Source organism: Pseudomonas sp. AG1028, assembly GCF_007993955.1.
Taxonomy (GTDB): Bacteria; Pseudomonadota; Gammaproteobacteria; order Pseudomonadales; family Pseudomonadaceae; genus Aquipseudomonas; species Aquipseudomonas straminea.
Map to the genome: position 1 here is coordinate 336,597 of NZ_VIVP01000005.1, position 26,115 is coordinate 362,711.

Genomic DNA, 26,115 nt, shown 5'->3' on the forward strand with positions numbered 1-26,115 from the left:
TCAGGCCCCCTTCAGCTGGCTGACGATGGCGTCAGCGGCGCGCAGGCCCAGCGCCACCATGGTGATGGTGCTGTTGCCGCAGGCGGTGCTCGGCATGGCGCCGCCGCCGGGTAGGAACAGGTTGTCGTGGTCGTGGGCGCGGCAGTGGGAATCGACCACCGAGTCGCGCGGGTCCAGGCCCATGATGGTCCCGCCCATGATGTGCTTGCTCTGGGCGAACTTGGGCGCGACCTTCACGTCGGTGGCGCCCATGGCTTCGGCGATGCGCAGGGCGATGGGCCGCGAGTAGCGCTCGAAGGATTTGCGCACGTAGTCGCCGACGTCGTAGTGAATCGCCGGCTTGGGCAGGCCCAGCCAGTCCTTCTTGTTCGACAGGGTCAGGCGGTTGTTGGCGTCCGGCAGCATCTCGTGGGCGATCACCACGTTGGCGGTGCAGGCGGTCAGGCGGCGGATTTCTTCGTCGAGCGCCTTGCCGACCAGGCCCTTGCCAAGAGCTTCGAAGGTGACGAAGCGGTTGCGCGCAAAGTTGTTGAAGCGGAAGTAGGCACCGGCGTGCTCGCTGCGGAAGTCGCCTTGGGAGGTCTGCATGATGCCGCTGTTGACCACCGGGCCGACGCCGGACCAGTACGGCTCGGCCAGGGTCAGGTTCAGGCTGATCTGCGGGTGGTCCATCATGTTGCGGCCCACCTGGTCGGAGCTGTTGGCTACGCCGTTGGGGTTGCGCTCATCGGCCGACATCAGCAGCAGCTTGGCGGTTTCCAGGCCATTGCAGGCCAGCACGAACAGCTTGCCGCCGAGGCGATGACGCTGCTTTTCCTTGTCCAGATAATGCACGGCCTGGATGCGGTTACCTTCGCCAGTCTCGACCTGGTAGACCACCGCATCGGTGGTGATCACCGCGCCCTTGGCTTCCAGGCGACCGAGGGCCGTGGCGGCGTCGTACTTGGCGCCCACCGGGCACACCGGTACGCAGTTGTTGTTGGCGCAGCAGGCCGGGCGGTCGTCGTAGGGCATGCCGCTGTTGCGCGCCTGGGCCACCGGCACGTTGCGGTAGCCCAGAGTCTGCACCACTTCGGTGAAGCGCTGCTCGCCGGGGCTGAACGGCAGCGGCGGCATCGGGTATGGCTTGGAGCGCGGCAGCGGCGGCCACTGATCCTCGGGCTTGGACGGGCCGCAGATGCCCAGCTTGTATTCGGTGCGTGTGTAGTAGGGCTCCAGCTCCTGGTAGTCGAAGGCCCAGTCGCGGCCCACGCCGTACAGGGTGCGCAGGCGCATGTCCTCGGGCGTCAGGCGCCAGCTGGTGCCGGCCCAGTGCCAGGTCGAGCCGCCGGCGTAACGGATGAAGGTCTGCGCGTAGGCGTCGGGGCCGCTGAGCTGCAGGTAGGTGTCGTCCGGCTTCTCGAACGAGGGCATCGGGTGCGGCGCCCAGGGGCGCGGCGGGTAGCAGGCCGTGGAGTCGCCCTTGAGGCCCAGGGGCAGGTTGCGAAAGTTCTCGACGATTTCGGCGCGGGTGACTCGCGGGCCGGCTTCGAGCAGCAGCACGCTAAGGCCGGCGTCGAGCAGTTGTTCGGCGATGGTCACACCGACCACGCCGGTGCCGACGATCACGACGTCGGCGCTGTTCAGGCTTTTCATTTTCTGGAATTCTTCGAGGGGATCAGAAACGGGGCAGCGGGCTCAGGGCGACGGTGACCTGGCTCCAGCCATTGGGCGCGCTCAGCCCGTAGGACGGGATGGCAACCACATCGGCGGTGGTCTTGAAGGTCAGTGCTTCTTCATAGGTGAACAGCTGGGCGTCCGCCGCGGGCGAGGACACGCCGCTGTACCAGGCGAAGATCACCCAGTACGCCAGCTCGCGCAGTTCGCCTTCGGGAACATCGGCGAAGAAATCTTCCACGGTGCGGGCCTGGCGCTGCTCGGCGATGGCGATGATGCGGTTCATCATGTCGGTCAGCTGCGGGTACTTTTGCTGCGCGGCGTCGGCGATGCGCATGCCGACCGCGGCGCTGAGCTGGTGGTTGATCAGCAGCGTGGAGAGGCGCATGAAGCGCGTATAAGGCGCGGGGCTCTCGGCCGACAGGGCCCAGGCGGGCAAGCCGGCGAACGCCGCACAGCCGCCCGAGACCAGCAGCGTACCCAGCAATTGGCGACGCGAAAGGTTCATTGATGAGTCTTCTGATAGTTAGCAAAACAACTATTTTAACGTCATGTAACCAGATGTGTGCGACTTTTCCGCGCACCGTTCAGGTCGAGGTGCCGGCGGCCATTGATCGGGCGTGCTGGGAAAACTTTCCGTGCTCAATTACTGTATGTAAATACAGCATTCGTGAGGTCTCCCATGTCTGATTTCGTCCGCGGGCGCGGCACCGCCAGCAAGCCGCACAATCGCTTCGCGCCCACCACCAGCGAGGCCGAGGACGACGGCTGGTATCAGGAACAGACGCCGCTGACCTTCGTCACCGAAGTCCGTCATGAAAAGGCTAAGACGGTGATCAGCCGCAACAGCTCGCCGGACGTGGGCTTCGACCGCTCGGTGAACCCCTATCGCGGCTGCGAGCACGGTTGCATCTACTGCTTCGCCCGGCCCAGCCACGCTTATTGGGACCTGTCGCCGGGCATTGACTTCGAGACCAAGCTGATCGCCAAGACCAATCTGGCCGAGCGCCTAGAAAAGCAGCTCAGCAAGCCGGGCTACGTGCCGGCGCCCATCGCCCTGGGCATCAATACCGACGGCTATCAGCCCATCGAGCGCGAGCACCAGCTGACCCGCCAGGCTCTGGAGATCCTGCTGCGCTATCGCCACCCGGTGAGCATCATCACCAAGAGCGCGCTGATCCTGCGCGACCTGGATCTGCTCGAAGAGCTGGCCAGCCGTAATCTGGTCAGCGTGGCGTTCAGCGTCACCACCCTGGACGACGAGCTCAAGCGCATCATGGAGCCGCGCACCGCAGCGCCCAAGGCGCGTCTGCGTGCGATGAAGGCCCTGCACGAGCACGGCGTGCCGGTCGGCCTGATGGCTGCGCCGATGATCCCGATGATCAACGACATGGAGCTCGAGCGCCTGCTCGAAGCCGGCCGCGATGCTGGCGCGAGTTCCGCCGGTTACGTGCTGCTGCGCTTGCCCCTGGAGATCGCCGATTTGTTCGAGCAATGGCTGCAGACCCATTTCCCCGACCGCGCCGAACACGTGATGAGCCTGATCCGCCAATCCCGCGGCGGGCAGAACTACGACAGCCGCTTTGGCGCGCGAATGAAGGGGGAGGGGCACTTCGCCGAGCTGCTGGCCCAGCGCTTTCGCCTGGCGCGCCGCCGTTATGGGTACGATGGCAGCAAGCGCGGCGTACTGGATTGCTCGCAGTTCGCGCCGCCAGGGCAGCAGATGGGCTTGTTCTGAGGGCAGCCCGAGGCGCCTGTTCCCGGGTGTCGCTGCGCTCGACCCGGGCTACGGGTTCTGTAGCCTGGCGTTGAGCGTAGCGATACCCAGGTTGGCTATTGGCCGTGTCATGGCTCGTCAGCGCGGCGCACGACCCAGCGAAAACACGGTCGATATCCCCGGTCGCGCGACGATTTATCGCGCCGACGTGTCCTGAAGGGTTTTGCCACAGTCAAATGCCCCAATCCCTTGCCGGTGATCCTGCCGGCTGGGAAGCTGTGCGCTGTCGCACGCGCCGTCCCCCATCCGTAAGCGAGGTAATGCTATGCCTGGTAATCGTCGTCCTGCTGATAGCAAATCCGAAAAGAACGCCGCATCGGCCGCCGAGGCGCTGGATCATCTGGTCGATGGCTTCCTGCGTTTTCGTCAGGATGTATTCCCGCAGCAGCAGGCGCTCTTCAAGAAGCTGGCCCATGCCCAGTCGCCGCGCGCCATGTTCATCACCTGCGCCGACTCGCGCATCGTCCCCGAGCTGATCACCCAGAGCGAGCCGGGCGACCTGTTCGTGACCCGCAACGTCGGCAACGTGGTGCCACCCTATGGCCAGATGAACGGCGGCGTGTCCACCGCCATCGAATACGCGGTCGCCGCCCTGGGCGTGCAGCACATCATCGTCTGCGGCCACTCCGACTGCGGCGCGATGAAAGCTGTACTCGATCCGGCAACCCTGGAGCGCATGCCCACGGTAAAGGCCTGGCTGCGCCACGCTGAAGTCGCCAAGACCGTGGTGGCCGACAACTGCGGCTGCGCTGACCACACCACCCTGGGCGTGCTCACCGAGGAAAACGTGGTGGCCCAGCTCGACCACCTGCGCACCCATCCCTCGGTGGCCTCGCGCCTGGCGGCCGGCCAGTTGTTCATCCATGGCTGGGTGTACGACATCGAAAGCAGCGAGATCAAAGCCTACGATGCCGAAACCGGCGAGTTCCGCCAGATCGGCGACGGCCCACTGCCGATGGCCACGCCGCGCGCGCGTTATCCACAGGGCTGAGGGCTCGTAGGATAGTGCGAGCCGCGTAGGTGACGCGTCGTCCACCTTACGCCTGTGGGAGCGGGCCATGCCCGCGATTCGCGCGCATGGCCCGCTCCCACAGAATGTAGATCCGTAGGATGGGTGAAACCCATCACCGCATTGATGGGTTTTACCTACGCGGCCCGACCCATCCTACAATCCGAGTCGAACAAGCGAACCCGACGGGTTGTGCTAGGGTCTTTAGTCGGTCGGTGGGTTGCGCGACGAGCGCGGCCACCGGCAATCACCGACAAGAACAAGACGATGCCGGCCCGCCATGTCCCGATCGCAGAGAACGCTCGACCCGTCCTATGAGCTGATGGATGACCACGAAGGTCATTCGCTGATCTATCGCCAGCACGGCTTTCCCAGCCCGCTGGTGCGCTGGCATTTCCACAAGGAATACGAGCTGCACCTGATCGTCGCCAGCGCCGGCAAGGTTTTTATCGGCGACTACATCGGCAATTTCTCTCCCGACACCCTGTTTCTCACCGGCCCCAACCTGCCGCACAACTGGATCAGCCAGATGGCGCCGGGCGAAGCGGTGGCCGAGCGCGACATGCTGGTCAACTTCACCGACGAGGTGCTGGAAAGCGGCACCGCGGTGTTCGCCGAGCTCAAGGACCTGCAGCCGCTGTTGGCCCGCGCCCAGTATGGTATCGAGTTCCGTTGCCCGCACACCATCGGCGAGGCGCGCCAGTTGCTGCAGCGCATCGCCGATTCCCAGGGTATGACCCGGTTGGGTAACTTCTTCATTCTCATGGAGCTGCTCGCCGCCTGCGACGATTACCAGTTGCTGTCCGATCGCACCGCTGCGCAGCTGGCCGACGAACACCATGTCGACCGCATCAACCGCGCCGTCGACTACATCTTCCAGCGCTATGCCCAGGAATTGAGCCAGGAGGAAGTGGCCGAGTACCTCGGGATGACGCCCACCTACTTCTCGCGCTTCTTCAAGCAGGCCACCGGGCGCGGCTTCGTCGAGTTCGTCAATCGCCTGCGGGTGAGCAAGTCCTGCGAGCTGCTGACCCAGAGCGACAAGCCGGTGACCGAGGTGTGTTTCGAGTCCGGCTTCAACAATATTTCCAACTTCAACCGACGCTTCCAGCAGCTCAAGGGCATGACACCCAGCGGCTACCGACGGTTGGTCACCCAGCGCTTTACTGCGCAAAACCTGTACTGAATCCTTCACGCCTATCTACGGGAAAACAGCCAGAAGCAGCGTTTTTGAGGCTGCTCCTGGCTTTTTCTGCTGGCCAGCTTGCTCCACTCTCAGTGCAAAAAAGTATCGGTCAAAGTGCAGTCGAGGCGTTGTTCGCGTTCGGCGCTAGGGGTGTAATCCGGGTCGGCCCACAAAAACAATAACGTCTCCCGAGGCTCACCGGGCCAGGGAGAGGAGTTCAAGACCATGAACCATACGCTCAAAGTATTCGTAGCCGCTTCATGCCTTTCCCTGACCGTCGGCGCCCAGGCTGCCGAGACCGTGACCATCGCCACGGTCAACAACAGCGACATGATTCGCATGCAGCGCCTGGCCAAGACCTTCGAAGAACAGCACCCGGACATCAAGCTCAAGTGGGTGGTACTCGAAGAGAACGTGCTGCGCCAGCGCCTGACCACTGACATCGCCACCCAGGGCGGCCAGTTCGACGTGCTGACCATCGGCATGTACGAAGCGGCGCTGTGGGGCGAGAAGGGCTGGCTGGAGCCGATGAAGGATCTGCCTGCCGATTACGCCCTCGACGATGTGTTCCCCTCCGTGCGCGAAGGCCTGTCGGCCAACGGCCAGCTCTACGCACTGCCGTTCTACGCCGAAGCCTCGATCACCTATTACCGCACCGACCTGTTCGAACAGGCCGGGCTGAAGATGCCCGAGCAGCCGACCTGGGAGCAGATGGCCGAGTTCGCCGGCAAGCTGCACCAGCCGGACAAGGGCCAGTACGGCATCTGCCTGCGTGGCAAGGCCGGCTGGGGCGAGAACATGGCGCTGATCACCACCGTGGCCAACGCCTACGGTGCGCGCTGGTTCGATGAACAGTGGAAGCCGGAATTCACCGGCAGCGAGTGGAAGAACGCGCTGAACTTCTACGTCGACACCATGAAGAAATACGGCCCGCCGGGCGCCTCGAGCAACGGCTTCAACGAGAACCTGGCGCTGTTCAACAGCGGCAAGTGCGCCATGTGGGTCGATGCCAGCGTGGCCGGCTCGTTCGTTACCGACAAGTCGCAGAGCAAGGTTGCCGACTCGGTGGGCTTCACCTTCGCGCCGACCCAGGTCACCGACAAGGGCGCCTCGTGGCTGTACTCCTGGGCGCTGGCGATCCCCACCAGTTCCAAGTCCAAGGATGCCGCCAAGACCTTCAGCGCCTGGGCTACCTCCAAGGCCTACGCCGAGCTGGTCGCCGAGAAGGATGGCGTCGCCAACGTGCCGCCAGGCACCCGCGCCTCGACCTACAGCGATGCCTACATGAAGGCCGCGCCGTTCGCCAAGGTGACCCTAGATTCGCTGAAGAAGGCCAACCCGGCCGACCCGAGCGCCAAGCCGGTGCCGTACGTGGGCATCCAGCTGGTGACCATTCCCGAGTTCCAGGCCATTGGAACCGCCGTCGGCAAGCTGTTCGCCGCCGCCCTGACCGGGCAGATGCAGCCCGAGCAGGCGCTGCAGGCCGCGCAGCAGAGCACCGAGCGGGAAATGAAACGCGCCGGGTATCCGAAGTAACGGCACCGTGATCGTTCCCACGTCGAGGCGTCGAAACGTCGGCGTGGGAACGTATGTCGGGACGCTCCGCGTCCGCTGACCCGGTGTTACGCGGCGCGGAGCGCCAAAGGCGGCGTTCCCACGCGGAGCGTGGGAACGATCAATACCTAACCGCTCATTGCGGAGCCCCCATGGATAACACAACCCTCGACTCCCGCTCGCCAGCGGCTGGCGAAGCCGTCGCCACGCGGCGCAAGCGCCTGGCGCCCGGCTGGTTCCTGGTCAGCCCTTCGGTGGTTCTGCTGCTGATCTGGATGATCGTGCCCCTGGGCATGACCATCTACTTCTCGCTGATCCGCTACAACCTGTTGTACCCCGGCGAGAACGATTTCGTCGGCCTGGAAAACTTCGAATACTTCGTCACCGACGCCGCCTTCCTGTCCGGCGCCGGCAACACCCTGTTGCTGGTCGGCAGCGTGTTGTTGATCAGCGTGGTGTTCGGCGTGCTGATCTCCGCCCTGCTGGAGGCCAGCGAGTTCTTTGGCCGCGGCATCGTGCGGGTGCTGCTGATCTCGCCGTTCTTCATCATGCCGACGGTCAGCGCGCTGCTCTGGAAGAACCTGATCTTCCATCCGGTTTCGGGGATTCTCGCCGCCGTCTGGCAGTTCTTCGGCGCCCAGCCGGTGGACTGGCTGGCGCACCACCCGCTGTTCTCGATCATTCTCATCGTGTCGTGGCAGTGGCTGCCGTTCGCCATTCTCATCCTGATGACCGCCATGCAGTCGCTGGATCAGGAGCAGAAGGAGGCCGCGCGCCTCGACGGTGCCGGCCCGCTGGCCATCTTCTGGCACCTGACCCTGCCGCACCTGGCACGGCCGATCGCCGTGGTGGTGATGATCGAGACCATCTTCCTGCTTTCGGTATTCGCCGAGATCTACACCACCACCAGCGGCGGCCCCGGTTATGAATCGACCAACCTGGCCTACCTGATCTACACCCAGGCGCTGCTGCAGTTCGACGTGGGCATGGCCTCCGCCGGCGGGCTGATCGCTGTGGTCATCGCCAACATTGCCGCCATCGTGCTGATCCGCATGATCGGCAAGAACCTGACCGACCGGCAGTAGGAGCAGAGCATGCTGACGCTAAAACAATCCCGTCGCCTGCAGAGCGTGCTGGTCGGTACGCTGGCCTGGGCCGTGGCCGCGCTGATCTTCTTCCCGATCTTCTGGATGGTGCTGACCAGCCTGAAGACCGAGCTGGATGCCTTCGCCACGCCACCGCAGTTCATCTTCACCCCGACCCTGGAGAACTACCTGCACATCAACGAGCGCAGCGACTACTTCGCCTACGCCTGGAATTCGGTGCTGATCTCCTTCGCCGCGACCCTGCTGTGCATGCTCATCGCGGTGCCGGCGGCCTACTCGATGGCGTTCTTCGAGACCAAACGCACCAAGGGCACGCTGCTGTGGATGCTGTCGACCAAGATGCTGCCGCCGGTGGGCGTGCTGGTGCCGATCTACCTGCTGGCCAAGCAGTTCGGCCTGCTCGATTCGCGCATCGCGCTCATCGTCATCTACACCCTGATCAACCTGCCGATCGTGGTGTGGATGGTGTACACCTACTTCAAGGACATTCCCGGCGAGATCCTCGAAGCGGCGCGGCTCGATGGTGCCACCACCTGGCAGGAGATCGCTCGCGTGCTGCTACCCATCGCCCGCGGCGGCCTGGCCTCGACCATGCTGCTGTCGCTGATCCTGTGCTGGAACGAGGCGTTCTGGTCGCTCAACCTGACCAGCTCCGCCGCCGCGCCGCTGACCGCGCTGGTGGCCTCCTATTCCAGCCCCGAAGGCCTGTTCTGGGCCAAGCTTTCCGCCGTTTCGACTCTCGCCTGCGCGCCCATCCTGATCTTCGGCTGGATCAGCCAGAAGCAGCTAGTGCGTGGTCTGTCGTTCGGCGCCGTCAAATAAGAGGTTTACGTCATGGCTGATTTGAAAATCCGCAACCTGAAAAAAGGCTTCGACGGCACGGCGATCATCAAGGGCATCGACCTGGATATCGAGAACCGTGAGTTCGTGGTGTTCGTCGGCCCGTCCGGCTGCGGCAAGTCCACGCTGCTGCGCCTGATCGCCGGGCTGGAGGAAGTCTCCAGCGGCACCATCACCCTCGATGGCGCCGACATCACCGACACCGCGCCGGCCAAGCGCGACCTGGCGATGGTGTTCCAGACCTACGCCCTGTACCCGCACATGACGGTGCGCAAGAACCTGTCCTTCGCCCTCGACCTGGCCCGGGTCGGCAAGCAGGAGGTCGAGGAGAAGGTCGCCAACGCCGCGCGCATCCTCGAGTTGGGCGCGCTGCTCGATCGCAAACCCAAGCAGCTCTCCGGCGGCCAGCGCCAGCGTGTGGCCATCGGCCGCGCCATCGTGCGCAACCCGAAGATCTTTCTGTTCGACGAGCCGCTGTCCAACCTCGATGCCGCCCTGCGCGTGCAGACCCGCCTGGAGCTGGCGCGCCTGCACAAGGAGCTCAAGGCGACGATGATCTACGTGACCCACGACCAGGTCGAGGCCATGACCCTGGCCGACAAGGTGGTGGTGCTCAACGGCGGCCGCGTCGAGCAGGTCGGCTCGCCGCTGGAGCTCTACAACCACCCGGTGAACCTGTTCGTCGCCGGCTTTCTCGGCACGCCGAAGATGGGTTTCCTGCGTGGCCAGGTGGAAGGCGTCGACGGCGGCCGCTGCCAGTTGCGCCTGAGCTGCGGCGCCGCGCTGGACCTGCCGCTGGCTGCCACCGGCCTGCGCAACGGTGACCAGATCACCCTCGGCATCCGCCCCGAGCACCTCAACGTGGTGCCGGCCGGGCAGGGCCGCCTGCAGGCCACCGCCGACGTCAGCGAACGCCTGGGCAGCGACACCTTCTGCCACGTGCGCGTCGGCGAGGAAGACCTCACCGTGCGGGTGCGCGGCGACTTCTCGCCGGCTTACGGCGAAGCCCTGGCGCTGGATTTCGACCCGGCCCACTGCCACGTCTTCAACGCCGATGGCCTGGCCATCGACAAACGCATCCAGGCCGGCCAGGCCGCCTGACGCGCAGGAATCGCCCCATGAAACTCAATCGCAAGAACCTCTCCGCACTGGCCCCCGAAATCGACGTGCCAGCCTACGACCCGGCCGACGTGCGCCAGGGCATCGCCCATATCGGCGTCGGCGGCTTCCACCGCGCCCACCAGGCGATCTACACCGAAGCCCTGCTCAACCGCGGCGAAGCCCGCGAGTGGGGCATCTGCGGCGTCGGCCTGCGTCGCGAAGACCGCGCCATGCAGCAGGCCCTGGCCGAGCAGGATCACCTCTACACGATGTTCGTGCTGGGCGACGAGCCGGGCCTCGAAGTACGCGTGGTCGGTGCCATCAACGGCATGCTGCTGGCCGAGGACTCGCCCGCCGCGCTGATCGACAAACTGGCCGACCCGGCGATTCGCATCGTCTCGTTGACCATCACCGAAGGCGGCTACTGCATAGACGACAGCACCGGTGAGTTCATGGCCCACCTGCCGGACATCCAGCACGACCTGGCGCACCCGGAGGCGCCGCGCAGCGTGTTCGGCTTCCTCTGCGCGGCCCTGGCCAAACGCCGCGCCGCCGGCACCCCGGCGTTCACCCTGATGTCCTGCGATAACCTGCCGCACAACGGCGCGGTGACCCGCAAGGCGCTGCTGGCCTTCGCCCATCTGGCCGATCATGAGCTGGCCGGCTGGATCGACAGCCACGTGAGCTTTCCCAATGCCATGGTCGACCGCATCACGCCAATGACCAGCGATGCTCACCGCGCCCAGCTGGCCGAGCGCCATTGTGTCGCCGACGCCTGGCCGGTGGTCTGCGAGCCGTTCCTGCAGTGGGTGCTGGAAGACAAGTTCGTCAATGGCCGGCCGGCCTGGGAAAAGGTCGGCGTGCAGTTCACCGACGACGTCACGCCCTACGAGGAAATGAAGATCAAGCTGCTCAACGGCAGCCACCTGGCGCTGACCTACCTGGGCTTTCTCAAGGGCTACCGCTACGTTCACGAAACCATGAACGACCCCTTGTTCCGCCGTTACGTGCGCACCTTCATGGACCTGGACGTGACCCCGCAGCTGGCGCCAGTACCGGGCATCGACCTGGACGACTACAAGGACACCCTGATCGAGCGCTTCTCCAACCAGGCCATCGCCGATCAGCTCGAGCGCGTCTGCTCGGACGGCTCGTCGAAGTTTCCCAAGTTCATCGTGCCGACCATCAACCGGCTGATCGAAGATGGCCGGCCGCTGGAGCGCGCGGCCCTGGTGGTCGCGGCCTGGGCGCTGTATCTCAAGGGCGTCGACGAAACCGGCACCACCTACCGCATCCCCGACCCGCGCGCTGAGTTCTGCCAGGCGCTGGTGGCCGACGATGACCGGGTGCGCGAGCGGGTGCTGGGCGTCGAGGTGATCTTCGGCACCGCCATTCCGCAGTCCGCGGCCTTCGTCACCGCCTTCGAACTGTGCTACGACAGCCTGCGCAAGCTGGGCGTGACGCGCACCCTGCAGACCTTGCTGGGTGACTGAGCCATGTACCTCGGCATCGATTGCGGCACCCAGGGCACCAAAGCGCTGATTCTGGATATCCACAGCGGCAAGGTGCTCGGCGAGGGCAGTGCGGCGCACCGGCTGATCAGCGGCGCCAATGGCCGCCGCGAGCAGGACCCTGCCGACTGGCTGCTGGCCTTCGAGCAGGCCACCGCCCAGGCCCTGCAGCAGGCCGGGGTGGCGGGCAGCGAGATTCTCGGTATCGGCGTGTCCGGCCAGCAGCACGGCCTGGTGCTGCTCGATGCCAAGGGTGAGGTGCTGCGCCCGGCCAAGCTCTGGTGCGACACCGAATCGACTGTCGAAAACGCCCACCTGCTGGATTTTCTCGGCGGTGACAGCGGCTCGCTGGAACGCCTGGGCGTGGCCATCGCACCGGGCTACACGGTGTCGAAACTGCTATGGACCCGTGACCATCACCCTGAGGTGTTTGGCCGTATCGCCCACATCCTGTTGCCCCACGACTACCTCAACTACTGGCTGACCGGGCGCGCCTGCGCCGAGTACGGCGATGCCTCCGGCAGCGGTTATTTCAACGTGCGTACGCGCACCTGGGACACCGAGCTGCTGGAGCTGATCGACCCGGAGGGCGCCCTGGTGCGGGCGCTGCCTGAGCTGATCGAGTCCGACCGGTGCGTCGGTTCGATTCGCCCGGAAATCGCCGAGTGCCTGGGCCTCAACCCCTGGGCGCTGGTCGCCAGCGGCGGTGGCGACAACATGATGGGCGCCATCGGCACCGGCAATATCGCCCCGGGCGCCATCACCATGAGCCTCGGCACCTCGGGCACGGTGTACGCCTACGCCGATCAGCCGCGCGTCAGCCCACACCCGCAGGTGGCGACCTTCTGCTCGTCCTCCGGCGGCTGGCTGCCGCTGATCTGCACCATGAACCTGACCAACGCCAGCGGCGTGATCCGCGACCTGCTGGGGCTGGATGTGGAAACCTTCGGCGCCCTGGTCGGCGAGGCGCCCATCGGCGCCGGAGGCGTGCTGATGCTGCCGTTCCTCAATGGCGAGCGGGTGCCGGCGCTGCCGCTGGCCACCGCCAGCCTGCACGGCCTCACGAGCGACAACCTGACCCGCGCCAACCTCTGCCGCGCGGTGGTGGAAGGCACCACCTTCGGCCTGCGCTACGGCCTCGATCTGCTCAAGGACAGCGGCATTCGCAGCGACAGCATCCGCCTGATCGGTGGCGGCGCGAAAAGTGCGACCTGGCGGCAGATCGTCGCCGACATCATGGGCGCGCCGGTGGCCTGCCCGCAGCACACCGAGGCCGCGGCGCTCGGTGCGGCGATCCAGGCGGCCTGGTGCGTGAGCCATCAACACGGCGAGGCGTTGGGCCTGCAAAGCCTTTGCGAGCGCTGCGTGAGCCTCGATGACGCTCGCAGCGCCGAGCCCGACGAGCTGCGCAGCCGTGCCTACGAGGGCGTCTACCAGCGCTATCGCGAGCAGGTGCGCGCGCTGCAATAATCCACGCCGGCGATACATTCGCCGGCTTTTTCCCTGCGCGAAGGCGCCTTTCCGTGACGCGGAGATCCCATGTACCTGGTATGCGGCGAAGCCCTGTTCGATTTCTTCTGCAACCCCGGCGAGCGCAGCAGCGAGCTGAATTTCAAGGCCCTGGCCGGCGGCTCGCCGTTCAACGTGGCGGTCGGCCTGCGCCGCCTTGGCGTCGACTCGGCGCTGCTGGGCGGCATCTCCAGCGACTACCTCGGCCAGCGCCTGCGCCAGGTGCTGAGCGAGGAGGGCGTCAGTGATCGTTACCTGATCGCCAGCGACGCGCCGACCACCATGGCCATGGTCGCGCTGGATGCCCAGGGCTCGCCGCAGTACATGTTCCGCGGCGAGGGCTGCGCTGATCGTCAGGTGCTGGCCGCGCATCTGCCGGTGCTCAACGAAGCCGTCAGCGGCCTGCACGTCGGCTCCTATTCCCTGGTGGTGCCGCCGGTTGGCGACACCCTGCTGGCGCTGGTGGAGCGCGAGAGCGGGCGGCGGCTGATCAGCCTGGACCCCAACGTGCGTCTCAATCCGGCACCCGATATCGAGCGCTGGCGGCAGCGAATTGAATCTTTTGCCGCCCACGCGCATCTGATCAAGGTCAGCGAGGAGGACCTGGAGCTGCTGTATCCCGGTGTCTCAAAGTCGACGAGCATCGAGCGCTGGTTGGCCCAGCGTTGCCAGGTGGTGTTCCTGACCCGCGGCAGCGAGGGTGCGAGCGTGTTCAGCCGGCAGCATGGGCACTGGTCGTTACCGGCACGCCAGGTGGTCACCCGTGACACCGTGGGCGCCGGCGACACCTTTCAGGCGGCGATCATCGCCTACCTGGTGCAGCATGGGCTGGACAGCCCGGCTGGCGTGGCCGGCTTGTCGCGCGAAGCGCTCTCGGCGATGCTCGATTTCGCCGTGCAGGCGGCGGCGCTGACCTGCTCACGGGTTGGCCCGCAACTGCCGTATCGGCATGAGCTGGCGCAGTAAAGGCCGTTCAGGGGCGCGAGGCGTAGTAGGCAATTTTCAACGCCGTACTTGCCAACGCACGCGTCCCTCGGCATGTAATCGAATTCGCAGGGCCGGGAGGCTGGCCCGAACCAAGGAGTCTTCATGCCGTACCTTTCTTCATCGATGGATGTCACCCAACTGCCGAGCTGGCAGGCCCTGGTCGCCCACCGTGCGCGTCTTGCCGACTTCAGCATGCGCCAGGCCTTCGCCGCCGACCCGAAGCGTTTCGACACCTTCAGCCTGAGCGGCTGCGGGCTGTTCCTGGATTACTCGAAGAACCTGATCAACACCGAAACCCGCGAGCTGCTGGTCAACCTGGCACGTGAAGTCGGGCTGGAAAAGGCCATTCGCGCGCTGTTCGAAGGAGAGCTGCTGAACAACACCGAAAAGCGCCCGGCCCTGCACACCGCGCTGCGCCGCCCGCTGGGCGACAAGGTGGAAGTTGACGGCGTCGATATCATCCCCGAGGTGCAGCGCGTGCTGCAGCAGATGACCGAGCTGGTCGGTCGCATCCACGACGGCCTGTGGCGCGGCTACACCGAGAAGCCGATCACCGACGTGGTGAACATCGGTATTGGTGGTTCCTTCCTCGGCCCGCAGTTGGTTTCCGAAGCGCTGTTGCCGTTCGCCCAGCGCGGCGTGCGCTGCCATTACCTGGCCAATATCGATGGCAGCGAATTCCATGAGCTGGCCGCCAAGCTGCGCGCCGAGACCACCCTGTTCATCGTTTCGTCGAAGTCCTTCGGCACCTTGGAAACCCTGAAGAATGCCCAGGCGGCCCGCGGCTGGTACTTGGCCCAGGGCGGTTCCGAAGCCGAGCTGTATCGGCACTTCATCGCCGTGTCGAGCAACCGTGAAGCGGCGGTGGGTTTCGGCATTCGCGAAGAGAACATCTTCCCGATGTGGGACTGGGTCGGCGGCCGTTACTCGCTGTGGTCGGCCATTGGGTTGCCCATCGCGCTGTCCATTGGTATGTCCAACTTCAAGGAGCTGCTGTCCGGCGCCTATCGCATGGACGAGCACTTCAAGACCGCGCCATTCGAGGAAAACATGCCGGTGTTGCTGGCGCTCCTCGGCGTCTGGTACGGCAATTTCTGGAATGCCCAGAGCCATGCCATCCTGCCGTACGACCACTACCTGCGTAACATCACCAAGCACCTGCAGCAGCTGGACATGGAGTCCAACGGCAAGAGCGTGCGCGGTGATGGTCAGCCGGTCAGCGTCGCCACTGGCCCTGTGATCTGGGGCGGTGTGGGCTGTAACGGCCAGCACGCCTACCACCAGTTGCTGCACCAGGGCACCCAACTGATTCCGGCGGATTTCATCGTGCCGGTGAGCAGCTACAACCCGGTCGCCGATCACCACCAGTGGCTGTACGCCAACTGCCTGTCGCAGAGCCAGGCGCTTATGCTTGGCAAGTCTCGTGAAGAGGCCGAGGCCGAGTTGCGCGCCAAGGGCATGAGCGAGGAAGACGTGCAGCGCCTGGCGCCGCACAAGGTGATCCCCGGTAACCGGCCGAGCAACACCCTGGTGATGGAGCGCGTCAGCCCGCGTCGCCTCGGCGCGCTGATCGCCATGTACGAGCACAAGGTGTTCGTGCAGAGCGTCATCTGGGGCAATAACGCCTTCGACCAATGGGGTGTGGAGCTGGGCAAGGAGCTGGGCAAGGGCGTCTATTCGCGCATGGTCGGCAGCGACGAGCCGAAGGCCGAGGACGGTTCCACTCAAGGCCTGATCGACTTCTTCCGCGGTCGCCACCGCGGCTGATCCTGCCATGCAGCCCTATCCCGCACAGCAGGTTTGTGCGGGATAGGGTTCGTCTTGCTCTCCTACCCACACCCTTGTTTCTCGATCAAAGGCGCCGGGCTGTCACGGAAAAGACATCTGCGCGTTTTTGAATGGTCGCTATCAGGCCCATGTTAGAGCGGCTGGGTAAACCATCGCGTTTATCCACGCATGGTGGCATGCGGTTACAAAAGCACCGCCGATATTAGGCGGATTTCTTGCGATTAAGGTTGGTTTAAGCCTTCATGGGTAAGTTCGTCTGCGATGTGACTGAATAGTCACTAAGCAAACTGCCATCAGATGGCAAGTCAATATCACGACTGAAACCAGGAGGCACCATGAGCGAGCGCATTCGTTCCATCCGATCCGCCACACCCACCGCAGCCGGCAAGCAGAGCGCAGATGAGGCCCTGCAAACCCTGCTTGATGGCTTCCAGCGTTTTCGTAGCGATGTCTTCCCCGAGCAGCGCGAGCTGTTCAGCAAGCTGGCCCGCCAGCAGAGCCCCCGGGCCATGTTCATCACCTGCGCCGATTCGCGCATCGTCCCCGAACTGATCACCCAGAGCGACCCCGGCTCGTTGTTCGTGACCCGTAACGTCGGCAACGTGGTGCCGCCCTACGGCCAGATGAACGGCGGCGTTTCCACTGCCATCGAATACGCGGTGATGGGCCTGGGCGTGCAGCACATCATCATCTGCGGCCACTCCGATTGCGGCGCCATGAAGGCGGTACTCAACCCGCAGAGCATCGAACGCATGCCGACCGTCAAGGCCTGGCTGCGCCATGCCGAGGTCGCCAAGACCGTCACCCAGCAGAGCTGCAGCTGCGCCGAACACCAGGAGCTTGGCGTGCTGACCGAAGAAAACGTGGTCGCCCAGCTCGATCACCTGCGCACCCACCCCTCCGTCGCCGCACGTCTGGCCGCCGGCCAGCTGTTCATCCATGGCTGGGTCTACGACATCGAGAACTGCACCATCAAGGCGTATGACGCCGAGCGTGGCGAGTTCCTGCCCCTCGATGGTGAAACCACCCCCAATGCCAGCCCGCGAGCCCGTTACCTGGCCTCGTAACGCTAACGACAGGACGTCACCCGGTGGCCATGAATCGACCCGCGGATTAACCGCCCACAATCGACAGCCGTTCTGGCTTGTTGCCTGCCCTCAGGCAACAAGCCCCTTGGGTTCTGACTGCCTTACACCTGCTGATGGTGAGCCGTGGCTCATCGTCATGACCTTTCGTGCGCCGGATCTGCAGGAGACCGCACCATGACCCTCGCCTCATTCAAATCCGCTCTGCCACGCGATGCCCTGGCATCCATCGTGGTGTTTCTCGTCGCCCTGCCGCTGTGCATGGGCATCGCCATCGCCTCTGGCATGCCGCCGGCCAAGGGCCTGATCACCGGTATCATCGGCGGTCTGGTAGTCGGCTGGATAGCCGGCTCGCCGCTGCAGGTCAGCGGCCCGGCGGCAGGCCTCGCCGTGCTGGTGTTCGAGCTGGTGCGCACCCACGGCATCGCCATGCTCGGGCCGATCCTGCTGCTTGCCGGCCTGCTGCAACTGGTCGCCGGGCGCCTGCGCCTGGGCTGCTGGTTCCGCGTTACCGCGCCGGCGGTGGTGTACGGCATGCTCGCCGGTATCGGCATCCTCATCGTGCTTTCGCAGTTCCACGTCATGTTCGACGTGAAGCCCCAGGCCTCCGGCCTGGACAACCTCATGGCCTTTCCCGCCACCCTGAGCCAGGCCATTCCCGGCCTTGGCGGCGGCAGTGCACTGGCGGCGGCCCTGCTGGGCTTCGGCACCATCACCTGCATGTTCCTGTGGGACAAGCTGCGCCCGCAAAGCCTGCGTTTTCTGCCAGGTGCGCTGATCGGCGTGACGCTGATGACCGCCATCAGCCTGTGGCTGGGCCTGGGTGTGGCGCGGGTCGAGGTGCCGGCCAACCTGAGCGATGCCATCGACTGGATTCAGCCGGCCGACCTGTTCAACCTGGCCAACCCGCAGATCATCCTGGCGGCGGTGGTGCTGGCCTTTATCGCCAGCGCGGAAACCCTGTTGTCCGCGGCGGCGGTGGACCGCATGCACAACGGGCCGCGCTCCAACCTGGACCGTGAACTGTCCGCCCAGGGCGTCGGCAACATGCTCTGCGGCGTGCTCGGCGCGCTGCCGATGACCGGCGTGATCGTGCGCAGCTCGGCCAACGTTCAGGCCGGTGCGCGCACCCGCATGTCGACCATCTTCCACGGTGCCTGGCTGCTGGCCTTCGTCATGCTGCTGCCGGCGGTGCTGCAGAGCATTCCGGTCGCCTGCCTGGGCGGTGTGCTGGTGTACACCGGCTTCAAGCTGGTCGACATCAAGGCGATTCGCGGCCTGGGCCGCTATGGCCGCGCACCGGTATTCATCTATGCGGCCACCGCCCTGGGCATCGTCACCGTCGACCTGCTGACCGGCGTGCTGATCGGCTTCGCCCTGACCCTGGTCAAGCTGGCCGGCAAGGCCTCGCGCCTGAAGGTCAGCCTCAGCGAGATCGGCCCCGATGAGGCGGAGCTGCGCCTGACCGGCTCGGCGACCTTCCTCAAGGTGCCGCACCTGGCCAGCGTGCTGGAAGGCATCGCGCCGACCACCCGCCTGCGCGTGCCGCTCGACAAGCTCAGCTACGTCGACCACGCCTGCATGGAGCTGCTCGACGACTGGGGCCGCGCCGCCGAGCAGCAGGGTGGTGCGCTGCTGATCGAACGCCATGGCCTGACCCGTCGCCTTGAGGGCCGTGCGCTGAGCATGCGCCGCGCGGTGGCCTGAGTTCAGGTGCCCGGTCAGCGTGACAGCTGGCCGCAGGCATCGATGGCCACCTGGCGCTGCGTATCTGGTACCTTTTCCCGTTGCGCATCGCCAGATGGCCGATTCTGTGCCGCCCAGGTACACCCCGCTACCGAGCCGGGGAATCGGATCATGCAGGGCGATACCCTTCACCCTGACCATCGTGGCCATCATGACTCGCAAGCACATCATCGTATTCGTCCTCATCGCTGCCGTGGCCCTGGTGCTCGGCCTGGTCGCCAGCCAGGCGCTGCGCGGCAAGTCCAACGACGCCGCTGCACTGCTCGACGCCGGTATCGTCATGCTGCCCCAGCCGCGCCAGGTGCCTGCCCTGGATTTCCTCGACCAGGACGGCAAGAGCTTCTCCACCGGCCAGCTCAAGGATCAGTGGAGCCTGTTGTTCTTCGGCTACACCTTCTGCCCGGACATATGCCCGGCGACCCTGGCGCAACTGCGCCAACTGCGCACGCAGATCCCGGAAGAGACCTGGAACAACCTGCGCATCGTGCTGGTGAGCGTCGACCCGGCCCGTGATACGCCGGAACAATTGAAGAAGTACCTGGGCTACTTCAATGCCGGCTTCATGGGCCTGAACGGCGAGCCGGACACCATCCAGAAGCTGTCCAGCGCGGTAAGCATCCCCTTCATTCCTGCCGATACCAGCAAGGAAAACTACACCGTCGACCACAGCGGCAACCTCGCCATCATCGGCCCGGACGGCACCCAGCGCGGCTTCATCCGTGCGCCGATCAATATCGACAAGCTGGCGGCGCAGTTGCCTGGGTTGGTCGGCGGAAAATGATCGGCGGTGGTTGATGAGTTTCACCCATCCTACGGATCTCGACGAGTCTGGGCGCGATATATTGATAGCGCCGCTATTTTGTAGGATGGGTGAAACCCATCAGCAAACACAAACCGACCCAAGGACGGGAACGTTGATGACCAACTACCGTCGCCACTACCAGGCAGGTGGCACCTATTTCTTCACCTTGGTTCTCGCCGATCGCCGCCAGGACTGGCTGGTCTCCCATATCGCCGCCCTGCGCCAGAGCATCCATCAGGAACAGCAACGTGCGCCCTTCGCTCTACAGGCCTGGGTGGTGCTTCCCGAACACTGCCACCTGCTGATGCGCCTACCCGAGGGCGACAGGGATTTCTCCAACCGGTTGCGCCGCATCAAAGGTGATTTCTCCCGGCAGATTCCGCTTCCTGCGGACCTGCGCCAAAGTCAGAGAGCCAAGGGCGAACGTGGCGTCTGGCAGCGTCGCTTTTGGGAACACGCCATTCGGGATGAAGATGATTGGCGGCGGCATATGGATTACATCCATCACAACCCGGTCAAGCATGGATTGGTGGCGCGGGTGAGCGATTGGCTGCATTCGTCGTTTCACGCATATGTGCAGCGTGGTGTGTATCCGCCGGATTGGGGATGGGCAGCGGAGGTGGAGATGGCGGCGGGGGAGTAGATGCAGAATGGGTTACCGAGGGAGCACTGATGGGTTTCACCCATCCTACGTTTCGCGGTCGACCCGTAGGATGGGTGCAACCCATCAAGTTCCTAAAACCTATTTGGCGAACAGCTGGCTCATGTCCTTGAACGCCTTGAACTCCAGGGCGTTGCCGCAGGGGTCGAGGAGGAACATGGTGGCCTGTTCGCCGACCTGGCCCTTGAAGCGGATATAGGGCTCGATCACGAAGGCCGTTTCGCGTGCCTGCAGGCGCTGCGCCAGGGCTTCCCAGGTTGGCCAGTCGAGGATCACGCCGAAGTGCGGCACCGGCACGTCGTGGCCGTCCACCGGGTTGCTGATGGCCGATTCCTGGTGCGGCATTTTTGGGGCTTCGTGGATCACCAACTGGTGGCCGAAGAAGTCGAAATCCACCCAGTGATCGCTGCTGCGGCCTTCGGTGCAGCCAAACACCTCGCCGTAGAAATGCCGGGCGGCGGCCAGGTCGTAGACGGGGATGGCCAGGTGAAACGGGGACAGTGCCATGTGTGAGCTCCTCAGGTCGGTGTCATCGATTCTAGATGCAAGGATTTTGATTAAAAGCGAATATCCTTACCGTCGAGCTCAAAAGAAATCGATTAATGATCCGAGAATTGAAGACCTTCGTAGCCGTGGCCCGCTACGGCACCTTCACGGCCGCCGGGCTGCGGGTGGGCCTCACTCAATCTGCCGTCAGCGCGCAGATGCGCGTGCTGGAGCAGAGCCTGGGCGTGCGTCTGTTCGATCGCAGCGGGCGCAGTGCGGTGCTCAGTGCTGGCGGGCGCCACGCCTTGCCGCTGGCCGAGCAGATGCTCTGCCTGTATGCGCAGATGGCGCTGCCCACCGCGCTCGAGGAATGGCGGGGCGAGCTGAAGATCGGCGCCATTGCCAGCGTACAGACGGGATTGCTGCCCGAGGCCCTGGTGCGCTTTCGCGCCCGGGCTTCGCAGGTCGAGCTGAAGCTGGTGCCCGGCGTATCCCTGGATCTGCTCGGCCAGGTGGATGCCGGCGAGCTGGACCTGGCGCTGCTGATCCGTCCACCCTTCGAACTGCCCAAGGAGCTGATGCAGGTCGACCTGGCACGTGAGCCCTTCGTACTGATCGCACCGCCCGGCATGGTAGGTGATGACCCGCTGCAACTGCTGCGTGAACAGCCCTTCGTGCGCTATGACCGGCGTTCCTTCGGCGGCCGCCAGGTCGAGCGTTTCCTGCGCGAACAACGCCTGGCGCCCCGCGAAGCGCTGGAGCTGGATGAACTGGAAGCCATCGTGCGCATGGTCGAATGCGGCCTGGGCGTGTCGCTGATTCCCCGCGCTGGCCTGTGGTGCCAGCGGCCGCAGACGCTGCGCGTGCTGGAGTTGGGCGAGCTGACCTTTCACCGCGAGCTGGTGGCGATCCTGCGTCGTGCCCAGCGACAGCCGGCACTGGACTGGCTGCTGCAGTGCCTGGCCAGACCACTGCCGGGTGAATCGGATTTATGATCGGCGTTTCTGCCTAGCGGAGGTGTGACGGATGAACAAGGATATCAGCGAGATCAACGGCGCCTGTCATTGCGGCGGCGTGCGTTTTCACGTGACCCTGAGCGACGGTCTGCATACCGCACGGCGTTGCACCTGCTCCTACTGCCGGATGCGTGGCGCGGTGGCAGTGTCCGCCGAGCTGGCCGGTTTTCGGATTCTTCAGGGTGCCGAGCTGCTGACGGTCTATCGCTTCAATACCAATAGTGCCGAGCACTTCTTCTGCTCGCGCTGCGGTATCTACACCCACCACCAGCGTCGCTCCAATCCCCACCAATACGGCGTCAACGTCGCTTGTCTCGAAGGAATCAGCCCGTTTGATTTCGACGAAGTGCCGGTCAGCGATGGCATCGCCCATCCCAAGGACGACCCCAGCGGAGCAGGCCCGCGACAGGCCGGGGTGCTGCGCTTCATTCCCGCCGACTGAGAACCTGTCCACGATCTGCTACGCGTCGGCCCTACTGCGTTAAAAACAGGCTGGATTGCCAGCCCAGTCGGAAAGCCGCTTGCAGCTAACGCACTTTAGTGCGGCCCCGAAGGGGCGAGCGAAGCGAGTAATGCTCATTTACAGCTCGTAAAGTCGGGCGCGACTCCGACCGCTCCTCGCCTGTTTTTGTGGGGCCGCCTAGGCCTTGTATGGCTCTAGCTCGGGAGATCGTTAACAGGCTCTGAGAAACCAGCACTGCAGACATGAAAATGCCGCGTGGCCCGGAGGCGACGCGGCATTGGATGCAAGGGTTGCGTAGCGGCGATCAGAACGCCGGAACCACCGCACCTTTGTATTTTTCCAGGATGAAGGCTTTCACTTCATCGCTGTGCAGGGCCTTGACCAGCTTCTGCACGGCCGGGCTGTCCTTGTTGTCTTCGCGGGTCACCAGGATGTTGACGTACGGCGAGTCGCTGCCTTCGATGGCCAGGGCGTCCTGGGTCGGGTTCAGCTTGGCTTCCAGGGCGTAGTTGGTGTTGATCAGCGCCAGGTCGACCTGGGTCAGTACGCGCGGCAGGGTCGCGGCTTCCAGTTCACGCACCTTGATGCCTTTCGGGTTCTCGGCGATGTCCTTCGGGGTGGACAGGATGTTGGTCGGATCCTTCAGGGTGATCACGCCGGCCTTCTGCAGCAGCAGCAGGGCGCGGCCGCCGTTGGTGGCGTCGTTGGGGATCACCACGTTGGCGCCTTGCGGCAGGTCTTTGAGATCCTTGATCTTGCTGGAGTAGGCGCCGAACGGCTCGACGTGCACGCCACCGACGCTGACCAGGCTGGTACCACGGCTCTTGTTGAACTCGTCCAGGTACGGCTGATGCTGGAAGAAGTTGGCGTCCAGGCGTTTCTCGGCGACCTGCACGTTGGGCTGCACGTAGTCGGTGAAGACTTTCACGTCCAGCTCCACGCCTTCCTTGGCCAGGGCCGGTTTGACGAAATTGAGGATTTCGGCGTGTGGGACGGCCGAGGCTGCGACGCGCAGGGCTTCAGCCTGGGCGGCGCTGGAGAAGGCTGCGACGACAGCCAGGGCAGTAAGCAGTTTTTTCATCGTTGACTCCTTGAAGTGAGATGGCGTGGCGGCAGGCTGCCGCTGGCCCTTCCAGCTGTTTTATTTACGAGAGAAGTGCACCACCAGGCGGTCGCCGATGGTTTGCAGAATCTGTACGAGCACCACCAGTAGCGCCACGGTCACGAACATCACGTCCGGCTGGTAACGCTGGTAGCCGTAACGCACCGCCAGGTCGCCCAGGCCGCCGCCGCCGATCAGGCCGCTCATCGCGGTGTAGGACACCAGAGTGATGGCAGTGACGGTGATGGCCGCCAGAATGCCCGGCAGGGCTTCGGGCAGCAGGGCGTTGAAGATGATCTGCCGGGTGCTGGCGCCCATCGCCTGGGTCGCTTCGATGATGCCGCGGTCGACCTCGCGCAGGGCGGTTTCCACCAGGCGTGCGAAGAACGGCGTGGCGCCGACCACCAGCGGTGGAATGGCCCCGGCGACGCCCAGGGAGGTGCCGGTGATCACCACCGTGACCGGGATCAGCAGGATCAACAGGATCACGAACGGCACCGAACGCAGCACGTTGACCACCAGGGAGATCACCGCGTACAGGCCTTTCTGTTCGAACATCTGCCGCGGGCCGGTCAGGAACAGCAGCACTCCAAGGGGCAGACCGAACAGCACGGTGAACAGCATGGAGCCGCCGAGCATGTTCAGGGTATCGATACTGGCCTGCCAGATTTCCAGCCAGTCGACGTTGGGCAGTAAGGTTTCCATCAGCGCAGGACCTCCAGGTGCACGTCAGCCGCTTCGAAGCGGGCGAGGGCGGCGTCGATGTCGCCGCCGGTCAGCGCCAGGGTCAGCTGGCCGTAGGGCGTGTCCTTGATGCGGTCGATGCGCCCGGCAAGGATGCTGTAGTCGATGCCGGTTTCCCGGGCGACCTGGCCGAGAACCGGCGAATAGGTGGACTCACCGATGAAGGTCAGGCGCAGGATGCGGCCCTGCACATGGGCGAAATCGTCGCGTTGGTCGTCCTCGTCGACGTGCTCGGCTTCCTGCACGAAGCGTTTGGTGGTGGCGTGCTGCGGGTGCAGGAACACCTCGGCCACCGGGCCCTGTTCGACGATCACGCCGGCATCCATCACCGCCACGCGGTCGCAGACGCGGCGGATCACGTCCATCTCGTGGGTGATCAGCACGATGGTCAGGCCCAGTTCGCGGTTGATCTCGGCCAGCAGTTGCAGCACCGAGGCGGTGGTCTGCGGGTCGAGGGCGCTGGTGGCCTCGTCGCAGAGCAGAATCTTCGGCCTGGTGGCCAGGGCGCGGGCGATGCCGACGCGCTGCTTCTGGCCGCCGGAGAGCTGCGCCGGGTATTTGCTGGCGTGATCCTTTAGGCCGACGCGCTCGAGCAGGGCGGCAACACGCTGGTCGATTTCCCTGGCCGGCACGCCCGCCAGTTTCAGCGGCATGCCGACGTTGGCGGCAACGGTCTTGGAAGACAGCAGGTTGAAGTGCTGGAAGATCATGCCCACTTGCTGACGGAATTTGCGCAGGCCGTCGGCGCCGAGGGCGGTGACGTCCACACCGTCGATGTCGATGCGCCCGCCGGAGGGCTCCTCGAGGCGGTTGATCAGGCGCAGCAGGGTGCTCTTGCCGGCACCGGAATGGCCGATGATGCCGAACACTTCGCCACGTTCGATGTGCAGGTCGCAGGGTTGCAGGGCGGGAATATCGCGGCCACTGACGCGGTACGCCTTGTGAACCTGATGAAAGTCGATCACGCGTTAAACCTTTTGGGTTCTTCGTTCTGCCGGGTAGGCATGAGCATAAAAATGATTGCCAGTTTACCCGGCGCTGCTTAGGCCTCAAAAATCTTTGTAGGCCTATGGTTATAGCTAAATGGCTGGTTTGGCAGCCGCAGTCGGGGCCTTACTGGCCCTGTGCACGTAGCACCAGGCGCGGCACCTGAACCGGTTTGACGGCATGGCTGAGCACAAGTTTGAAGGTCGGATCGAGCTTCATCACCCGTGCTTCGAGCAGCGCCGTCACGCGGCGCAGATCCTCGGGGCTGCGCACCTGGATATGCACGCTGCGGTCGAACGCCACCACGTCGGCGGCCACGGCATCCAGACGTTCTGCCAGCGCCGCCTCGTCGCGGCTGTCGAGCATCGCCAGGCTGACATCGCTGCGCTTGGCCGTCGGGTCGATCAGCTGCGCCGGCAACGCTGCGGGCGCGTTATCGGCGGCGCGGCTGGCGGCCGCCTGGGTTTCCGCGGCCTGGCGCAGCAAGCGCAGCTGCTCCTGGCGGGCGGCCTGGGCCTGTTCACCGGCCTGGCGGGCCTGCTCGACGGCGCTCAGTTCGGCCTGGCGAGCCTTGCCGATGGCGCCGTCCAGACCGGTGGTCAGGGCTGGCGCCTTGGGCATCAGGGTGCGCGCGTGGGCCAGGGATTTGGCGGCCTTGTCCAGGTCGCCGGCTTCCAGGGCCTTCTGGCCTTCCTTCAGGTAAGCCTCGGAGAGCTGGCGCTGGGCCTGCAACACGGCAGCGGGCTCACCGTCCGCCTGCAGCACCTGCAGTTGGGTTTCGGCCTCGGCCAGCTGGCCGGCGGCCAGGTGCGCATCGAACTGCTCCTGGGCACTGGGCGTCGCCGCCACAGTGGCTGGCGCTGGTGCGGGCGCGGCGGCCTGCTGACTGTGACTCTGGCAGCCAACGGTCAGCAGGGCCAACGCGGCCAGGGCAACACAGCGTAAAGGAAACGATGTCATGACTGCGGGTCTCGGTTTGTGCAAAAAATACGCAATTCT

24 protein-coding genes are annotated in these 26,115 nt (G+C 64.7%); 17 read left to right on the forward strand and 7 right to left on the reverse strand.

The window, feature by feature from the left end:
- Positions 1-1,635 carry a GMC family oxidoreductase gene (locus FB481_RS10430; RefSeq protein ID WP_147176283.1) on the reverse strand — a complete coding sequence of 545 codons (1,635 nt, stop codon included), beginning with the start codon at positions 1,633-1,635 and terminating at the stop codon, positions 1-3.
- A 22-nt stretch (positions 1,636-1,657) separates the two neighbouring features.
- Positions 1,658-2,164, reverse strand: a complete 507-nt coding sequence (locus FB481_RS10435; RefSeq protein WP_093500785.1) for a sorbitol dehydrogenase family protein — start codon at positions 2,162-2,164, stop codon at positions 1,658-1,660.
- Between the two features lie 174 nt (positions 2,165-2,338).
- Here FB481_RS10435 and FB481_RS10440 point away from each other — a divergent pair, with 174 nt between their 5' ends.
- From FB481_RS10440 to FB481_RS10510, 15 genes are all read left to right on the forward strand, one after another.
- A complete protein-coding gene (locus tag FB481_RS10440; RefSeq protein ID WP_147176284.1) occupies positions 2,339-3,394 on the forward strand; it encodes a PA0069 family radical SAM protein in 1,056 nt (351 codons plus the stop codon).
- Between the two features lie 304 nt (positions 3,395-3,698).
- The gene (locus tag FB481_RS10445) at positions 3,699-4,424 is read left to right on the forward strand and encodes a carbonic anhydrase (RefSeq protein WP_093500781.1); all 726 of its coding nucleotides are present in this window, start codon (positions 3,699-3,701) and stop codon (positions 4,422-4,424) included.
- Between the two features lie 298 nt (positions 4,425-4,722).
- Positions 4,723-5,628 carry an AraC family transcriptional regulator gene (locus FB481_RS10450; RefSeq protein ID WP_093500779.1) on the forward strand — a complete coding sequence of 302 codons (906 nt, stop codon included), beginning with the start codon at positions 4,723-4,725 and terminating at the stop codon, positions 5,626-5,628.
- Between the two features lie 225 nt (positions 5,629-5,853).
- Positions 5,854-7,164 carry a sugar ABC transporter substrate-binding protein gene (locus FB481_RS10455; protein WP_093500777.1) on the forward strand — a complete coding sequence of 437 codons (1,311 nt, stop codon included), beginning with the start codon at positions 5,854-5,856 and terminating at the stop codon, positions 7,162-7,164.
- A gap of 170 nt (positions 7,165-7,334) precedes the next feature.
- Positions 7,335-8,267: a carbohydrate ABC transporter permease gene (locus FB481_RS10460; protein ID WP_013793411.1), complete on the forward strand. Its 933-nt coding sequence runs from the start codon at positions 7,335-7,337 to the stop codon at positions 8,265-8,267.
- Positions 8,268-8,276: 9 nt separating this feature from the next.
- Positions 8,277-9,110: a carbohydrate ABC transporter permease gene (locus FB481_RS10465; protein ID WP_027904257.1), complete on the forward strand. Its 834-nt coding sequence runs from the start codon at positions 8,277-8,279 to the stop codon at positions 9,108-9,110.
- A gap of 12 nt (positions 9,111-9,122) precedes the next feature.
- Positions 9,123-10,229: an ABC transporter ATP-binding protein gene (locus FB481_RS10470; RefSeq protein WP_147176285.1), complete on the forward strand. Its 1,107-nt coding sequence runs from the start codon at positions 9,123-9,125 to the stop codon at positions 10,227-10,229.
- A gap of 17 nt (positions 10,230-10,246) precedes the next feature.
- Complete coding sequence (locus FB481_RS10475; protein ID WP_093500773.1) at positions 10,247-11,722, forward strand: mannitol dehydrogenase family protein; 1,476 nt, start codon at positions 10,247-10,249, stop codon at positions 11,720-11,722.
- Between the two features lie 3 nt (positions 11,723-11,725).
- On the forward strand, positions 11,726-13,210 hold the full coding sequence (gene xylB, locus FB481_RS10480; RefSeq protein WP_147176286.1) for a xylulokinase: 1,485 nt from the start codon (positions 11,726-11,728) through the stop codon (positions 13,208-13,210).
- Between the two features lie 69 nt (positions 13,211-13,279).
- Positions 13,280-14,215, forward strand: a complete 936-nt coding sequence (locus FB481_RS10485; RefSeq protein ID WP_147176287.1) for a carbohydrate kinase — start codon at positions 13,280-13,282, stop codon at positions 14,213-14,215.
- 123 nt (positions 14,216-14,338) lie between these two features.
- A complete protein-coding gene (gene pgi, locus FB481_RS10490) occupies positions 14,339-16,003 on the forward strand; it encodes a glucose-6-phosphate isomerase (RefSeq protein ID WP_093500767.1) in 1,665 nt (554 codons plus the stop codon).
- A gap of 356 nt (positions 16,004-16,359) precedes the next feature.
- Entirely contained in the window at positions 16,360-17,091 is a 732-nt protein-coding gene (locus tag FB481_RS10495) for a carbonic anhydrase (RefSeq protein WP_147176288.1), read from the forward strand.
- 195 nt (positions 17,092-17,286) lie between these two features.
- Positions 17,287-18,816, forward strand: coding sequence for a SulP family inorganic anion transporter (locus tag FB481_RS10500; protein ID WP_147176289.1), 1,530 nt, complete (start codon positions 17,287-17,289; stop codon positions 18,814-18,816).
- 190 nt (positions 18,817-19,006) lie between these two features.
- On the forward strand, positions 19,007-19,636 hold the full coding sequence (locus tag FB481_RS10505) for an SCO family protein (RefSeq protein ID WP_147176290.1): 630 nt from the start codon (positions 19,007-19,009) through the stop codon (positions 19,634-19,636).
- A gap of 136 nt (positions 19,637-19,772) precedes the next feature.
- On the forward strand, positions 19,773-20,300 hold the full coding sequence (locus FB481_RS10510; protein ID WP_147176291.1) for a transposase: 528 nt from the start codon (positions 19,773-19,775) through the stop codon (positions 20,298-20,300).
- A 99-nt stretch (positions 20,301-20,399) separates the two neighbouring features.
- On the opposite strand, the gene FB481_RS10515 is transcribed toward FB481_RS10510, so the two are convergent.
- Positions 20,400-20,825: a VOC family protein gene (locus FB481_RS10515; RefSeq protein WP_147176292.1), complete on the reverse strand. Its 426-nt coding sequence runs from the start codon at positions 20,823-20,825 to the stop codon at positions 20,400-20,402.
- Positions 20,826-20,920: 95 nt separating this feature from the next.
- Between FB481_RS10515 and FB481_RS10520 the strand changes: the two genes are divergently transcribed.
- Positions 20,921-21,799 (forward strand): LysR family transcriptional regulator, encoded by an 879-nt coding sequence (locus FB481_RS10520; protein ID WP_147176293.1) that lies wholly within the window; start codon positions 20,921-20,923, stop codon positions 21,797-21,799.
- Positions 21,800-21,830: 31 nt separating this feature from the next.
- On the forward strand, positions 21,831-22,262 hold the full coding sequence (locus FB481_RS10525; RefSeq protein WP_147176294.1) for a GFA family protein: 432 nt from the start codon (positions 21,831-21,833) through the stop codon (positions 22,260-22,262).
- Positions 22,263-22,587: 325 nt separating this feature from the next.
- Here FB481_RS10525 and FB481_RS10530 read toward each other — a convergent pair whose 3' ends face one another.
- From FB481_RS10530 to FB481_RS10545, 4 genes are all read right to left on the reverse strand, one after another.
- Positions 22,588-23,364 carry a MetQ/NlpA family ABC transporter substrate-binding protein gene (locus FB481_RS10530; protein WP_147176295.1) on the reverse strand — a complete coding sequence of 259 codons (777 nt, stop codon included), beginning with the start codon at positions 23,362-23,364 and terminating at the stop codon, positions 22,588-22,590.
- A gap of 60 nt (positions 23,365-23,424) precedes the next feature.
- Positions 23,425-24,090, reverse strand: coding sequence for a methionine ABC transporter permease (locus tag FB481_RS10535; RefSeq protein WP_027908535.1), 666 nt, complete (start codon positions 24,088-24,090; stop codon positions 23,425-23,427).
- The gene (locus FB481_RS10540) at positions 24,090-25,094 is read right to left on the reverse strand and encodes a methionine ABC transporter ATP-binding protein (protein ID WP_147176296.1); all 1,005 of its coding nucleotides are present in this window, start codon (positions 25,092-25,094) and stop codon (positions 24,090-24,092) included. Before FB481_RS10540 ends, FB481_RS10535 begins: the two co-directional genes overlap by 1 nt.
- Positions 25,095-25,242: 148 nt before the next feature.
- The gene (locus FB481_RS10545) at positions 25,243-26,076 is read right to left on the reverse strand and encodes a hypothetical protein (protein ID WP_147176297.1); all 834 of its coding nucleotides are present in this window, start codon (positions 26,074-26,076) and stop codon (positions 25,243-25,245) included.
- Positions 26,077-26,115: the final 39 nt, after the last annotated feature.